Origin of the sequence: Brucella sp. IR068, assembly GCF_049065885.1 — a bacterium.
In the GTDB taxonomy this organism is placed as follows: domain Bacteria; phylum Pseudomonadota; class Alphaproteobacteria; order Rhizobiales; family Rhizobiaceae; genus Brucella; species Brucella intermedia.
In genome coordinates this window covers 260247-274104 of record NZ_JBAKHE010000004.1, presented here as the reverse complement: position 1 = coordinate 274104, position 13858 = coordinate 260247, and the positions used below count along the sequence as shown (strand labels likewise).

The window sequence follows — 13858 nt, the reverse complement described above, 5'->3', positions numbered from 1 at the left end:
GGGGCCGAGACATAAAATGAAAGCGATCTATTTTACCGGCCACGGCGAAGCAGGCCTGACCGACTTACCGGAACCGGCATTGCAGCCTGGGCACGCCTTGATCGACGTCAAGGCGTCAGGTCTCTGTCATACCGACATTGATGTCCTGCATGGCCGCTACGGTTCCAGCGCATTTCCGTTGGTGCCGGGTCACGAATATGCGGGCATTGTGGTCGCCGTGGCAGAAGACGTAACCAATGTGAAGGTGGGCGACCGCGTTGCGGTCGATCCGAATATTCCATGCGGTTATTGCCGTGCCTGCCTCAAGGGGCTGACCAATCTCTGTTCGGATTTGAAAGCTTATGGCGTAACGCACAATGGTGGCTTTGCGAGTATGAGTCTTGTCGAGGCAAGCCATCTCCATTCCATCGGGGATCTGCCTTTCAATGTAGCGGCCCTCGCGGAACCGCTTGCCTGTGTCCTCAACGGACTTGGCGCAGCAGATCTCAAGACTGGTCCATACGGAACCGAAACCGCGCTCGTCTTCGGTGCCGGGCCTATAGGATTGTTGCTTGCGTTGTCGCTGAAGGCACGAGGTGTAAAGCACGTTGCTGTAGCCGATATCAACGAACACCGGCTGGCATTTGCGGAGGGCCTGGGGCTTGAGCCAGTCGTTTCGGGCTCGGAAATGCTGGATAAGCCTAAACGCAGCTTTGATTTTGTCGCGGATGCCACCGGTATTACCCAGGTCGTTGAAAGCATGGTGAGCTACGCGGCTGATGGCGGGACGGTTCTGATGTTTGGCGTTTGTGCACCGGAGGCCCGGATTTCGGTCGCGCCTTTTGAAATCTTCCGCCGTCAGATTCGAATTGCAGGGTCACATTCGCTCAATCGCAACATTCCGCAGGCCCTGGAAATCCTGAAGCAGGACCAAGGCGAAATGGCACGCCTTGTATCGCACCAGCTGCCCCTTAGGGAGATGCTGCCTCACTTCACCAAACATGGCGGTGATCCAGCCACGATGAAAGTCCAGTTCGTACCCGATTGAATTGAAGGAAATCGTCATGACAAAGCTGTCCCGCGTAACGCTTCAGGGCTTTGATAATGTCCATAAACCCGGCTACGACCCAACTTGTTTGAAACCGGGCATCGTGCATTTCGGTGTGGGGAATTTTCACCGTGCCCATCAGGCTGTCTACCTGGATGATCTGTTTGGAATGGGCGAGGGGTACGACTGGGCGTTGGTCGGGGCCGGGGTGCGTGGCAGTGACGACGCCATGCGTGATACGCTCATGGCGCAAGACTGGCTTACCACAGTTGTCGAACAAGAAGCTGATTATGCGGGGGCAAGGATTACCGCTTCCATGGTCGATTATGTAACCCTATCGACAGAGGAGGGGCGAAAGGCTTTGATGGCCTACCTTACATCACCTGATACTCGCATCGTTTCCATGACGATCACCGAAGGTGGTTATTACATCGATCCGGCAAGTCAGACCTTTGATCCTGCCCACCCCGATATTGTGGCGGATGCCGCCCATCCAAATCAACCGAACACCGTCTTCGGTCTGATTGTGCAGGCGCTGAAATTGCGTAAGGCGGCTGGTGTGCAGCCCTTCACCGTGATGTCGTGTGATAACATTCCGGGCAATGGGCATGTGACCGAAGATGCTGTCGTCGGTCTCGCGAAACTGGATGATCCCGCCTTTGCCGATTGGATTTCAGCCCATGTCGCTTTTCCAAATTCCATGGTGGACCGCATTACGCCGGCCACCGGCGCGCGTGAACGCGAGTTCGCAGCGAAGGAGTTCGGGATCGAAGATGGCTGGCCAGTCTTCTGTGAAGGTTTCAAGCAATGGGTGGTGGAAGACAATTTTCCTGCTGGACGTCCCGCGCTGGAGAAGGTTGGCGTCACGTTTACCGATCAGGTCGCCGCTTATGAATTGATGAAGATCCGTATTCTGAACGGCGGCCATGCGGCTATCGCTTATCCGGGCGGTTTGCTCGACATACATTTCGTGCATGAGGCCATGGAGCACCCGTTGATCCGGCGCTATCTGGAAAAGCTCACCACGGAAGAGATCATCCCTGAAGTGCCGCCGGTGCCTGATACCGATCTGGAGGCCTATCGGCTTCTCATTGACAAGCGCTTCGCCAATCCAAGCATCGGCGATACAATTCGCAGGCTATGCCTCGACGGTTCCAACCGCCAGCCGAAATTCATTCTGCCAACAGCTTCTGATCGAGTGGCTGAAGGCAAGTCTGTGACAGGATTGGCGCTCGTTTCCGCATTCTGGTGCCGCTATTGCTATGGCAGAACCGATAGCGGCGCGATCATCGAACCTAACGATCCGTCGTGGGATCGCCTGGCTCGACAGGCGGCACTCGCGAAAAGTAATCCGTCGGCCTGGCTTGCAATGGAAGACATCTTTGGCTCGCTTGCCTCAAATTCAGCCTATGTCACGGCGTTCTCGTCCGCGCTTCTACGCATCTGGCAGGATGGGACTGTTAAAACGCTCGAGCGGTATCTGGCAGGTGACCCGCTATAACCAAATTACAATGCGCCCGGATAGACCCTGACCGGACGATTGTCCTTGACCGACTCCATGACCACAAAAGTGGATGTGCTCGCCACATTGGGCAAGCTCGAAATCTTTTCGCCCAGCACCTCGCGGTAACGCCGGATGTTGGGCGTTCGCACTTTCAGAAGATAGTCGAAAGAGCTGGCAATCATGTGGCATTCTTCGACTTCGCGTATTTTGCGCACCGCCGTGTTGAATGCTTCAAGTGCGGCTTCGCGTGTGTCGGACAATTTAACTGTCGTGAAGGCGATGTGATCGAGACCAAGTTTTTCGGGATCGATTTCCGCGCGGAAGCCGACAATATAGCCTTCATCGACCAGTCTTTTCAGCCTCGCCTGGCAAGGGGTCTTGGATAGGCCGACCTTTTTCGAGAGTTCGGTCACCGGAATGCGCCCATCTTCGCTCAGGACTTCCAGAATGCGTCGATCAAACTGATCCAGATCGTCTAAAGAATCTATCTTTCGCATTCTTTTTGCCTTCATTCGAGCCAATAATAAGATCGATAATCCTTCATATGAAGCAAATGAAGGCAGAATGCAATTTGGACAAATGTTAGTGTGCGCCCACATAAAGCAGAGCTAAACTGGGCAGAGACGCTCGGGGCTGTTTTCATTTGCGAGCATTGCACCATGACCGACACCATACCCGTCCCCACCAATCCGGTTTTCCAGACTTTTGCGCCGCCGATCCGCGAGCAAAACGCGATGAGGCAGGCGATCACCGCCGCTTATCGTCGTCCTGAAGCCGAATGCGTTTCCGCATTGGCTGCGCAGGCTGCTTTGCCGGAAGAAACGGCCAAGCAGATCCGTGCCACGGCCCGCAAGCTGATCGAAGCGTTGCGCGCCAAGCACAAGGGCACAGGCGTCGAAGGTCTGGTGCATGAATATTCGCTGTCGAGCCAGGAAGGCGTGGCGCTGATGTGCCTTGCCGAAGCGCTGCTGCGTATCCCCGACATGGCGACGCGCGACGCGCTGATCCGCGACAAGATTTCCAATGGCGACTGGAAGTCCCATATCGGCGGCGGGCGTTCGCTTTTCGTCAACGCGGCAACCTGGGGCCTTGTGGTCACCGGCAAGCTGACGAATACAGTCAATGATCGCGGCCTGTCAGCCGCTCTGACGCGCCTGATCGCGCGTTGCGGCGAGCCTGTCATTCGCCGTGGCGTTGACATGGCCATGCGCATGATGGGCGAACAGTTCGTCACCGGCGAAACCATCGACGAGGCGTTGAAACGCGCCAAGCCGTTGGAAGAACGCGGTTTCCGCTATTCCTACGACATGCTGGGTGAAGCCGCGACGACTGCTGCTGACGCCGAGCGCTATTACAAGGATTACGAGACCGCGATCCACGCCATTGGTCGTGCATCGGCTGGTCGGGGCATTTATGAGGGCCCCGGCATTTCCATCAAGCTTTCTGCTCTGCATCCGCGTTACGTCCGCTCACAGAGCGACCGCGTGATGGGAGAGCTTCTGCCCAAGGTGAAGGCGCTCGCTGTCATCGCCAAGTCTTATAATATCGGCCTCAATATCGATGCCGAAGAAGCTGACCGTCTGGAACTGTCGCTCGATCTGTTGCAGAGCCTCATCGAAGACCCGGAGTTGGCGGATTGGGAAGGCATCGGCTTTGTGGTGCAGGCCTATGGCAAGCGTTGTCCGTTTGTGCTCGATTTCATCATTGATCTGGCGCGGCAGAACAAACGCCGCGTGATGGTTCGTCTGGTCAAGGGCGCTTACTGGGATGCCGAGATCAAGCGTGCGCAGGTGGATGGACTGGAAGATTTCCCGGTTTATACGCGCAAGGTACATACCGATGTTTCCTACATAGCCTGCGCCCGCAAGCTTCTGGCTGCGACCGATGCCGTTTTCCCGCAATTTGCAACCCACAATGCGCAGACGCTGGCCACCATCTATCATTTGGCTGGGCCGGATTTTAAAACCGGCAAGTTTGAGTTCCAGTGCCTGCATGGCATGGGTGAGCCGCTTTATGATGAAGTTGTCGGCGCTGACAAGCTTGGCCGTCCGGCCCGCATTTATGCGCCTGTCGGCACGCATGAAACGCTGCTGGCTTATCTCGTCCGCCGCCTTCTTGAAAACGGCGCGAATTCCTCCTTCGTCAACCGTATCGGTGACGAAAATGTTTCCGTTGATGAGCTGATCGCCGATCCGGTTGAAGTCGTTCGCTCCATGGCTGTTGTCGGGGCACGCCATGATCAGATTGCCCTGCCGGAAAATCTCTATGGCGCGCGCAAGAATTCCGATGGTTTCGATCTGTCGAACGAGACTACGCTTGCTGAACTGAGCAAAATTCTGAAAGACAGCGCCACTCGTGCATGGACATCGGAGCCGCAGGTTGCTGGCGCCAAGGTGAAGGGAACCAGCCGTCCGGTGCTCAATCCCGGCGATCACAGCGATGTTGTAGGCCAGGTGACGGAGATTGCCGAGGCAGACGTAGCCAAGGCCATGAAGGCAGCAAAGAAGGCAACGGCGAGCTGGTCGGTGGTCGCGCCTGCTGAGCGTGCAGCCTGTCTGGAACGTGCCGCTGACATCATGCAGCGTGATATGCCGGTTCTACTGGGCCTCATCATGCGCGAAGCTGGCAAATCCATGCCAAACGCGATTGCCGAAGTACGCGAAGCCATCGACTTCCTGCGCTATTATGCGGAACAGACCCGGCGTACGCTGGGCGTTGGCCATAAGGCGCTGGGGCCTATCGTCTGCATCAGCCCGTGGAACTTTCCGCTGGCGATCTTCACCGGCCAGATTGCGGCAGCGCTTGTCGCCGGCAATCCGGTGCTGGCAAAGCCTGCCGAAGAAACCCCGCTTATTGCAGCACAGGGCGTTCGTATCCTGCATGAGGCTGGCATTCCCGCTGATGCGCTGCAGCTTCTGCCGGGCGATGGCCGCATTGGGGCCGCGTTGGTTGCTGCCGAAGAAACATGCGGCGTGATGTTCACAGGCTCGACCGAAGTGGCGCGTCTCATTCAGGCGCAGCTTGCCTCCTGTCTGTTGCCAAATGGAAAGCCTATTCCGCTCATTGCTGAAACCGGCGGTCAGAATGCAATGATCGTGGATTCTTCTGCGCTCGCCGAGCAGGTCGTTTTCGACGTGATTGCATCGGCATTTGATAGCGCCGGTCAGCGTTGTTCAGCGCTGCGTGTTCTCTGCCTCCAGGAAGACGTCGCTGACCGCATCCTGACCATGCTCAAGGGCGCACTGAAGGAACTTTCGATCGGTCGTACCGACCGGCTGAACGTCGATATTGGCCCGGTCATCACCGATGAAGCCAAGACCATAATCGAAAAGCACGTTCAGGCTATGCGCGATCTCGGCCGCAAGGTCGAACAGCTGCCGCTTGGGGCTGAAACCGAGAAGGGCACTTTTGTTGCGCCGACCATCATCGAGATCAATTCGCTTCGCGATCTGAAACGGGAAGTCTTCGGCCCGGTATTGCATGTCGTGCGCTACAAGCGCGATGATATGGAGCGTCTGATCGACGACATTAACGCGACGGGTTACGGGCTTACTTTCGGCCTGCATACACGCCTTGACGAAACCATCGCCAACGTTGCGGATCGTATCCGTGTCGGCAATATCTATATCAATCGCAATGTTATCGGCGCCATTGTCGGCGTGCAGCCTTTCGGCGGGCGCGGCCTGTCCGGCACCGGACCCAAGGCTGGTGGCCCACTCTACCTTGGACGTTTGGTGGAAGCAGCGCCGATCCCGCCGCGCCACAGCTCGGTTCACACCGATCCGGCGCTTAAGGACTTTGCCAAGTGGCTTGGCAATCGTGGCATGAATGATCTGGCACAAGCTGCCCGCGATACCGGCAGCGCCTCGGCGCTCGGCCTTGATCTGGAATTGCCGGGCCCGGTCGGTGAGCGCAATCTTTATGCGTTGCATGCGCGTGGAAATATCCTGCTGGTTCCGCAGACGGAAACAGGCCTTTATCGCCAGATGACTGCTGCCCTTGCCACGGGTAATACCGTCTATATTGACGAGACTTCGGGCTTGCGGAATGTTCTGAAAGATATTCCGGCTTCCGTGGCAGCGCGTACGATCTGGACCAATAACTGGGAATCCGATGCGCCATTTGCCGGTGCTCTGATTGAAGGCGACGCTGAACGCATCGTGGAGATCAATAAGAAGATCGCGACGCTCCCCGGGCCGTTGGTTCTGACGCAGGCGGCTTCCTCGGAAGAACTGGCAAACAACCCGGACGCCTATTGCCTCAATTGGCTTCTGGAAGAAGTTTCGACCTCGATCAACACCACGGCTGCGGGTGGCAATGCCAGCCTGATGGCAATCGGCTGACCCAAAAAAGGCGGCTGCGGCCGCCTTTTTCTTTTTCGGTCGGTCTTGCATGGCTGTGCACCGATAACCTGGAGCGGTTCCTGTTCTAACAGAATCGCCGGAACCGCTCTAAGTGTTTGTTTTAGCGCATTATCCATCCCAAAACCGTTTCACACTTTTGCTGGAAATGCTCTAAAACAGAATTATTGGATTATTTTTTATGGTTTCAGAATAAAATTTACAAAGGCATTGACAGGCTTTTATAAAAAGCAAAGACTATGCACACGCTTGCAAAAGCGTCGGCGTGGAGGCGCCGCATAAAGGGAGGAAAACAATGCGTTCGGCATTTTTCGTTGCTGCGCTCGCTGCGGGCGTATCTTCATTTGCTTTTTCTGCGCAGGCCGCAGGCAATCTCAATCTCATTTGTTCGGCGGATGTGGTCATCTGCGAGCAGATGAAGAACATGTTCGAGAAGGATACCGGCATCAAGGTCAACATGGTCCGGCTTTCTTCCGGTGAAACCTACGCCAAGATACGGGCCGAAGCGCGCAATCCGAAAACCGACATCTGGTGGGCCGGCACGGGCGATCCGCACCTGCAGGCAGCTTCCGAAGGGCTGACGCTTGAGTATAAGTCGCCGATGCTCGAGCAACTGAATGATTGGGCCAAGAAGCAGGCCGAAAGCTCCGGATTCCGCACGGTCGGGGTTTATGCCGGTGCGCTCGGTTGGGGTTACAATACTGATATTCTGGCCAAGAAAAACCTGAAAGAGCCGAAATGCTGGGCTGATTTGCTCGACGCATCCTACAAGGGCGAAATCCAGATGGCCAACCCGAACTCTTCAGGCACGGCCTATACGGCGTTGGCTACGCTCGTGCAGATCATGGGCGAAGACAAGGCCTATGAATATTTGAAGAAGCTCAACGAGAACGTATCGCAGTACACCAAATCAGGCTCGGCCCCGGTCAAGTCGGCGGCGCGAGGGGAGACAGGTATCGGCATCGTCTTCATGCACGATGCGGTTTCGATGACGGCGGAAGGCTTCCCGATCAAGTCAGTCGCACCGTGCGAAGGCACTGGTTATGAAATTGGCTCAATGTCCATCATAAAGGGTGCCAAGAATCTTGAGAACGCCAAGAAGTGGTATGACTGGGCGCTGACCGCCGAAGTGCAGTCGCACATGAAGGATGCGAAGTCCTTCCAGTTGCCGTCGAACAAGTCGGCTGAAGTGCCAAAGGAATCGCCGCGCTTCGAGGACATCAAGCTCATTGATTATGACTTCAAGACATATGGCGAACCGGCCAAGCGCAAGGAATTGCTCGAGCGCTGGGATAAGGAAATCGGCGCGCACGCCAACTGATCTTTCGTTAGCTTGAAATCCGGGTGCGCCGCTCCTGTTGTGCGACGCACCATTTCCAAATGGCGGAGCTGCCAGCGGTATTCCTGAAGAATGCAGGAGCCGGAGCGCTGGTCATTCCTTGGAATCTCCATGGGGAGGACACGGACATTCATGAAACAGCATAATCGCAGACTGAATATTGTTCTTATGCTGGCGTTGGCAGCATTTGTCTTGCTGCCTTGGTACCGCATTGAAGACGGCTTTCTGAGTTTCGGTTGGCTGGACGGAATGTATGGCGACGGTGCAACGGCGCCGGGCTTCTGGCAAATGGCCTTCTTCGGGCGTCCGTGGCTTGGCGCTATCGCCGTGTTGATGCTTCTCTGCGCCTCTGCCCGTTTCATATTGCCTGTAGAGCGTCGTAGCGGTGTTTTAGTCTGGGCAAGTCTCCTTGGTGTGATATTTCTGGCGCTGCAAGGGCTGGCTATCGGCTTTTCCGGCTGGAACTGGACGATCAGCGAAAATCTGTTCGGCACGCTCGCAGACGGTCAGCCGGCCTTCGGCGCAGGAGCGATCCTGACAGGCCTATGCTTTCTGCTCATTTTTTCGTTTGGTCTGGCGGAACGCGGCGTGATGAAGGGGGACGCTTTCGTCGTCTCTTCCATCACCCTGCTTGTCGCGCTGGTAGCTGTATTTGTCTTCTATCCTGTCATCAGCATGTTTGCCGGGTCGGTGCAGGATTTCGATGGCTCGTTCAAGCCTGAAGGGTTTATTGACAATATTCAGGATTCCTCGATCTGGAGCCTGGCCTGTCTTGTCGGGGAAGGACGGTGTGGCGTCGCATGGCGCACATTGTGGCTGGCGCTGATGACGGCGACGGGGTCCACAGTGCTGGGCCTCGCCTTTGCACTGGTCGCTACCCGCACGGGTTTTCCTTTCAAGAAGGGATTGCGGCTTCTCACCATATTGCCGATCATCACGCCGCCCTTCGTCGTCGGGCTTGCTTTGACGCTGCTTTTTGGCCGCGCGGGGGTCGTGACGGAGCAGTTATCCAGCATATTCGGCATCGAGCCCGGACGGTGGCTCTACGGCCTCATTGGCATATGGATCGCTCAGGTCCTGTCGTTTACGCCCATTTCCTTCCTCGTGCTAATCGGCGTTGTCGAAGGTGTGTCCCCGTCAATGGAAGAGGCATCGCAAACCCTGCGTGCCGATCGCTGGCGGACGTTCCGCAAGGTTTCATTGCCTCTGATGGCGCCGGGCCTTGCCAATGCGTTTCTCATCGCCTTCATAGAAAGCATGGCGGATTTCGGCAATCCGATGGTGCTCGGCGGCAGCAATGGCGTGCTCTCGACAGAAATATTCTTTGCCGTGGTGGGCGCCCAAAACGATCCCTCGCGTGCGGCGGTTCTCGCTATCGTGTTGCTGTGCTTTACATTGACCGCGTTTCTCATTCAACGCGTATGGCTTTCCGGCAAGAACTTCGCCACGGTGACCGGCAAGGGTGATTCCGGAATGCATGCCGGCTTGCCACGCGGGCTAAAAATCGGCGTTTATGCCCTTGTCATCCCTTGGATGGTTTTCACTGTCGTTGTTTATGCGATGATCCTCATCGGCGGCTTCGTGCGACAGTGGGGGCTCGATAATACGCTGACGGTCGAACATTACGCACGGGCCTTTTCTATCAATTGGACCGAGAACGGCATTGCATGGACCGGCGTGGCGTGGAACTCGTTCTGGACGACCATGGAAATTTCACTGCTATCGGCACCACTCACTGCGGCAGTCGGTCTGCTGACGGCTTATCTGATCGTTCGTCAGCGTTTTGTCGGACGCAATGTTTTCGAATTTGCCCTGATGCTGAGTTTTGCCATCCCCGGAACGGTAATCGGCGTCAGCTATGTCATGGCCTTCAACTTGCCGCCGCTTGAAATGACCGGCACAGCGCTGATCCTGATTGCATGTTTCGTGTTCCGCAACATGCCGGTGGGCGTGCGTGGGGGGGTCGCAGCCATGAGCCAGCTCGACAAGAGCCTAGATGAAGCCTCCCTGACGCTGCGGGCAAACAGCTTCCGCACGATCCGCAAGGTCATTCTGCCGCTGCTGCGCCCGGCGATCACTGCGGCGTTGGTCTATTCCTTCGTACGCGCAATCACCTCCATCAGCGCGGTCATCTTCCTTGTATCGGCAGAGTACAATATGGCGACGTCCTATATCGTCGGCCTGGTCGAGAACGGCCAGTTCGGTGTGGCCATCGCATATTCATCGATGCTGATCGTGGTCATGATCGTCGTCATCACCAGCTTTCAGCTTCTCGTGGGTGAACGCAAGCTCAGGCGCGAGAACCGCGTTGCAGCCGTCACCCCCGTCAAAACTATTCGTCAGGAGAAAGCCGCATGACTGCGATCCGTCCCGGCTCCGTTACATTTGAAAATGTCACCAAGAAGTTCGGTAATTTTACTGCCTTGCCCGATCTGTCCCTGACTGTCGAGCCGGGAACGTTAGTGACGCTCCTGGGCCCGTCCGGTTGCGGCAAGACGACGACATTGCGGCTGCTGGCCGGACTCGAACACCCAACGTCCGGCCGTATCCTGATCGGCGGCAAGGACGTGACCAATCTGCCGGCCAACGAGCGCGACGTTTCGATGGTCTTCCAGTCCTATGCACTCTTCCCGCATATGAGTTCGCTCGACAATGTGGCCTACGGCCTGGAGTCCTCGGGCTTGAAAAAGGCCGAAGCGCGCGAACGTGCGGAAGAGGGGCTCAAGCTCGTCGGTCTTGCAGGAATGGGGCATCGCCTACCTGCCGAACTCTCGGGTGGGCAGCAGCAGCGCGTGGCCGTGGCCCGCGCTCTCGTGCTGGAACCACAGGTTCTGCTTCTGGATGAACCGCTTTCAAACCTCGACGCCCGGTTGCGGCGCCGGGTGCGGACCGAAATTCGGGAGTTGCAGCAGCGGCTCGGCTTTACTGCCGTCTATGTGACACACGATCAGGACGAGGCGCTTGCCGTTTCCGACACGATCATCGTCATGAAGGAAGGCAACATCGCCCAGAAGGGAAGCCCGCGTGATCTCTATGAAACACCGGCCTCCGCTTTCATCGCGGACTTCATGGGGGAGGCGAATGTTGTGCCATGTGAGGTAGTGACGGCGGATGGAGGTGAAGCGGTCATTCGTGTGGGTGGCCTGATCCACCGCGTCGCTGCCCCCAACGCCCGGCCGGGGCCGGCGCAGCTCGCAATCCGTCCCAATGCCGTGAGCTTACAGCCGCGGGCCGGCGGCGGCTTCCCGGGACGTGTCGCGCATTCAGCCTATCTTGGCGATCATATTGAATATGAAATCGAGACCGAGCACGGCAAGCTTTTCATTGTCGATCCGGCGGTCGAAGAGGCTCTGCCGCCACAAACCGATGTCTCTATCGAGTTCAAATCGCGCGGGCTTGCCATTATCAATCAATAGGCGCAGAAACGTCGCGCCTCTCCTTATCTCTCATCGGAAAACCAACATGACTTCCCATCCCGGACCGGAACTAGAAGCGCGGCTGGCGCTTGCCGAAAAGATAGCGCGCGAAGCGGGCGCCAAGGCTCTCGACTATTTCAAACGACGTGAAACGCTGGTTATCGAAACCAAGCGCGACCCTCAGGATGTGGTATCGATTGCTGACAGGGACGTCGAAAAGCTCATTCGCACCCGTGTGTCGGAAATCTTTCCGCAAGATGGCTTTCTGGGAGAGGAATACGGGCTGAACGAGGGTACGTCAGGTTACACCTGGGTCGTCGACCCGATTGATGGCACCAGCCCTTTTGTCAACGGCATGCCGAACTGGTGCGTTTCCATTGCCGTTCTGAAAGACGGAGAGCCCGTCATCGGCGTAATCCAAGCCCCGTGCTTTGACGAACTCTATGCCTCGGCAAAAGGCTTGGGCGCAACACTTGATGGCAAGAAGCTGGTTCTCGATCCAAGCCGCACGATCCGCAATTCGGTGACGGGTATCGGTGCCAACAACTATGTGACGCCGCAACTCGTGGCCAAAATCGTGGAAGATCTGCTGGAGGCGGGTGGGACCTTTATTCGCAATGGTTCGGGCGCGCTGATGATAGCCTATGTCGCGGCTGGCCGGTTGGTGGGCTATTATGAACCCTACATGCATGCCTGGGATTGCATGGCTGGGTTTTGCCTCGTGCGTGAGGCCGGCGGTTATGCGCATCCTTTCCCAGTCGATGGAGAAAAGCTTACCAAGGGCAACAAGGTTTTCGTGGCTGCACCCGGTGCGGTTGATGATCTCAAGAAAGTGGCCGGTCTCTGACTGATAGTCCCGGCGTATTGGCGCTTATTCCCAGCCATATTCTGAATAGGGTTCGCCTCCGGCGGCGCTGAGAAGCGCCTGCCGGACATAGGGAATGGTGTTTTCCGGGAGATTGTCCAGATGTTTCCATTGGAGATTGGCGTGCTTGTCCGGCTCGCATAGCGCGGGGGTGCCTGCCCATTCCTCGGTGCGGAAGAAATGGCCTATCCACGGGCTGCCAGCCGTCAGGCTATGCAAGGTGTGGACTGATTTCAGAGATTCCGGCGCGATGACCACGCCCGTCTCCTCAAACGCTTCGCGAATGGCTGCGGCGCGGATTGTTTCGCCCCCATCAAGTCCCCCTGCAGGAAGGCTGAATGAACCGTCCATCCATCCCGTCGCTTTCCGCTGCAACATGCAGATTTCTGCTCCGCGCGCCAGAATGACAAAGACAGCGGACGAAAGCTGAAAACGGACACGCCCACTCAATGGGATCTCCTCCAAAAACAAATCGGCAAGTCTTCTACGGACTTGCCGAAAGCTTACACGAGTCGGTCAGTTTCCTAAGGAGGATCAGGAGTTGTCCCGTTGGAAAATCCAGTCATGATCGGGGTGGTTCTTGAACCGCCATTTGCGCAAGGGACCGGCCATCACATTGAGATAATACATCTCATAGCCGTAGGGTGCGCCACATGGGTGATGGCCTTTTGGAACAAGCACGACATCTCCATCCGCGACCGCCATGGTTTCATCAAGGCTTCCGTCTTCGGTGAAGACACGCTGGAAGCCAAAACCCTGCGCCGGATTGAGACGGTGATAATAGGTCTCTTCCAGATAGGTCATGTCGGGAAAATTGTCTTCGTCATGTCTGTGGGGAGGATAGGATGACCAGTTTCCCTGTGGTGTGAAGACCTCGGTAACAAGAAGGCTGTCGGCAACATCCCGGTCTTCCATCGCAATATTGTGGATGAAGCGGGTGTTGGCGCCTTTTCCGCGCTGCTCCAGTGTCAGACTTTCCGGCCCAAGCTTCTGTGCCTTGCGGCCGGGTTTGCCCGGCGCGGTGCAGATCGCCAGAACGCAATCTGTCGTGGCAGTCGCGCGCCAGTCGCTTTCAGCAGGCACATAGAGGCAGTGCGGCGGCAGTTTCTCGAACACATTCATGCGTTCGCCTATCTCACCGAAATCCTCGCCGGAGGCGGAAATCTTCGCTTTGCCTTCCACAAGGACCAGGATCACTTCGGTCGATCCGGTCTTTTCGGATGCACTCTCACCGGGCTTTAGACGATAGAGCCCGAATCCGACATACCCCCATTCGGCACTTTCAGGGGGGATGTCGTGGACCTTTCCATGCGTGCCCTTGGGCTTGCGCAACAAATTGGCCATGT

At 56.7% G+C, this 13858-nt stretch carries 10 protein-coding genes; 7 read left to right on the top strand and 3 right to left on the bottom strand.

The window, feature by feature from the left end:
- Positions 1–16: 16 nt before the first annotated feature.
- Together ACOWVS_RS09075 and ACOWVS_RS09070 are read left to right on the top strand one after the other, a co-directional pair.
- Complete coding sequence (locus ACOWVS_RS09075) at positions 17–1027, top strand: zinc-dependent alcohol dehydrogenase family protein (RefSeq protein ID WP_006471538.1); 1011 nt, start codon at positions 17–19, stop codon at positions 1025–1027.
- A 16-nt stretch (positions 1028–1043) separates the two neighbouring features.
- Entirely contained in the window at positions 1044–2528 is a 1485-nt protein-coding gene (locus tag ACOWVS_RS09070) for a mannitol dehydrogenase family protein (protein WP_006471540.1), read from the top strand.
- Positions 2529–2533: 5 nt separating this feature from the next.
- On the opposite strand, the gene ACOWVS_RS09065 is transcribed toward ACOWVS_RS09070, so the two are convergent.
- Positions 2534–3028: an Lrp/AsnC family transcriptional regulator gene (locus tag ACOWVS_RS09065; RefSeq protein WP_006471541.1), complete on the bottom strand. Its 495-nt coding sequence runs from the start codon at positions 3026–3028 to the stop codon at positions 2534–2536.
- A gap of 162 nt (positions 3029–3190) precedes the next feature.
- Here ACOWVS_RS09065 and putA point away from each other — a divergent pair, with 162 nt between their 5' ends.
- From putA to ACOWVS_RS09040, 5 genes are all read left to right on the top strand, one after another.
- Complete coding sequence (putA, locus tag ACOWVS_RS09060) at positions 3191–6874, top strand: trifunctional transcriptional regulator/proline dehydrogenase/L-glutamate gamma-semialdehyde dehydrogenase (protein ID WP_075041856.1); 3684 nt, start codon at positions 3191–3193, stop codon at positions 6872–6874.
- A 313-nt stretch (positions 6875–7187) separates the two neighbouring features.
- Positions 7188–8213: an ABC transporter substrate-binding protein gene (locus ACOWVS_RS09055; RefSeq protein WP_006471543.1), complete on the top strand. Its 1026-nt coding sequence runs from the start codon at positions 7188–7190 to the stop codon at positions 8211–8213.
- Positions 8214–8363: 150 nt separating this feature from the next.
- Positions 8364–10589, top strand: a complete 2226-nt coding sequence (locus ACOWVS_RS09050; protein WP_006471544.1) for an ABC transporter permease — start codon at positions 8364–8366, stop codon at positions 10587–10589.
- The gene (locus tag ACOWVS_RS09045; RefSeq protein ID WP_063621094.1) at positions 10586–11647 is read left to right on the top strand and encodes an ABC transporter ATP-binding protein; all 1062 of its coding nucleotides are present in this window, start codon (positions 10586–10588) and stop codon (positions 11645–11647) included. The genes ACOWVS_RS09050 and ACOWVS_RS09045 overlap by 4 nt, the downstream gene beginning before the upstream one ends.
- 46 nt (positions 11648–11693) lie before the next feature.
- Positions 11694–12494, top strand: coding sequence for an inositol monophosphatase family protein (locus ACOWVS_RS09040; protein WP_006471545.1), 801 nt, complete (start codon positions 11694–11696; stop codon positions 12492–12494).
- Between the two features lie 24 nt (positions 12495–12518).
- On the opposite strand, the gene ACOWVS_RS09035 is transcribed toward ACOWVS_RS09040, so the two are convergent.
- Positions 12519–12962, bottom strand: a complete 444-nt coding sequence (locus tag ACOWVS_RS09035; protein ID WP_006471546.1) for an NUDIX hydrolase — start codon at positions 12960–12962, stop codon at positions 12519–12521.
- An 84-nt stretch (positions 12963–13046) separates the two neighbouring features.
- A complete protein-coding gene (iolB, locus tag ACOWVS_RS09030; RefSeq protein ID WP_006469096.1) occupies positions 13047–13856 on the bottom strand; it encodes a 5-deoxy-glucuronate isomerase in 810 nt (269 codons plus the stop codon).
- Between the last annotated feature and the right edge of the window lie 2 nt (positions 13857–13858).

Coding starts and splice junctions, on each gene's coding strand:
- ACOWVS_RS09055 (WP_006471543.1), top strand. CDS start 7,188: ATGCGTTCGGCATTTTTCGTTGCTGCGCTCGCTGCGGGCGTATCTTCA.
- ACOWVS_RS09070 (WP_006471540.1), top strand. CDS start 1,044: ATGACAAAGCTGTCCCGCGTAACGCTTCAGGGCTTTGATAATGTCCAT.
- ACOWVS_RS09075 (WP_006471538.1), top strand. CDS start 17: ATGAAAGCGATCTATTTTACCGGCCACGGCGAAGCAGGCCTGACCGAC.
- putA (WP_075041856.1), top strand. CDS start 3,191: ATGACCGACACCATACCCGTCCCCACCAATCCGGTTTTCCAGACTTTT.
- iolB (WP_006469096.1), bottom strand. CDS start 13,856: ATGGCCAATTTGTTGCGCAAGCCCAAGGGCACGCATGGAAAGGTCCAC.
- ACOWVS_RS09065 (WP_006471541.1), bottom strand. CDS start 3,028: ATGCGAAAGATAGATTCTTTAGACGATCTGGATCAGTTTGATCGACGC.
- ACOWVS_RS09040 (WP_006471545.1), top strand. CDS start 11,694: ATGACTTCCCATCCCGGACCGGAACTAGAAGCGCGGCTGGCGCTTGCC.
- ACOWVS_RS09045 (WP_063621094.1), top strand. CDS start 10,586: ATGACTGCGATCCGTCCCGGCTCCGTTACATTTGAAAATGTCACCAAG.
- ACOWVS_RS09050 (WP_006471544.1), top strand. CDS start 8,364: ATGAAACAGCATAATCGCAGACTGAATATTGTTCTTATGCTGGCGTTG.